Source organism: Pyramidobacter sp. C12-8 (assembly GCF_002007215.1).
GTDB lineage: Bacteria > Synergistota > Synergistia > Synergistales > Dethiosulfovibrionaceae > Pyramidobacter.
Window position 1 is genome coordinate 1 of the sequence record NZ_MUHX01000071.1, and the last position, 981, is coordinate 981.

Below are 981 nucleotides of genomic sequence, written 5' to 3' on the forward strand. Positions count from 1 at the left end.
TCCGCGGCGCGGGCCGGGCGGAGATCCGATGTTTTTCATGAAGTTTTCTGTTTTTAACGATGTTTTTCGGTAAATAAATTCTGAAAATAATTGTTGATTTTGACCGTTTCCGTCGGCATCCGCCGACCCCGGCGCGGCAGCCGACGACCGCCGCGGGAACCGCGGCGGCGCCCTCCGCTGCGGACGGGAGGCTGATACATACAGTAAGTAATCTTTACGCGGGGGGGGGGTACGATATGATTGTGAACGTTCTTAGAGTAGCTTATTGTATGCTACCACAAGCGTCGCGCCGGACGGAGCGCCGAAAAAGCGGGACGGCGCGGCGCATATTTCGGGGAGGTCATGAAGATGAAAGTGAAAGTTACGGGACGGCGGAAGCCGCCTTTCGGACGAAAGGCGGCGGCCCTGCTTCTGGCGCTGGCGCTGGGAGGAACGACGGGAGCGGGGAGCGCTCTTGGTGTCGACGTTACCGGGGATCATCTGAGGATTGGCTCGGGCGCCGTGTTGGGAAGTGTGTCAGAGTCTGTGATAGGAACTTCCGCCAAGGCGCTTGGCCATCATTCCGTGGCGATAGGGTACGAGGCTTGGGCGACCGACGACGAAAGTTACGCGATAGGGTGTAATGCGAAAGCCACGGGTGGTGTATCTTTCGCGATCGGAAGTAACGCAAAAGCGAAAGGTATGCGTTCCACTGCACTGGGCTTTCATGCAGAAACAGATGGGCAAGACTCGCTGGCGCTGATGGGAACGACATCCACAGCCGCCACACATGGCATTGCCATCGGCGGTCAGGTAACTGTTGCCGACGGCGTCGCCCTTGGCAGCTACTCGAAAGCTGATACAGAGGCGGGGCAGCTCGGATATCTGGGCAACTCTTCAGACGGTCGAGAATGGAGAGCCACGCGCGCGGCTCTTTCTGTGGGCGACACCAGCTCTTCGACCCCTGCCAGTATGCGCGTCACCCGTCAGATCACCGGCCTG

The 981-nt window shown here is 58.9% G+C and carries 1 pseudogene; it reads left to right on the forward strand.

The annotated features are described in order from the left end of the window. Window positions 1-348: 348 nt before the first annotated feature. A pseudogene (locus tag B0D78_RS12110) lies at window positions 349-981 on the forward strand (hypothetical protein); the annotation flags it as partial.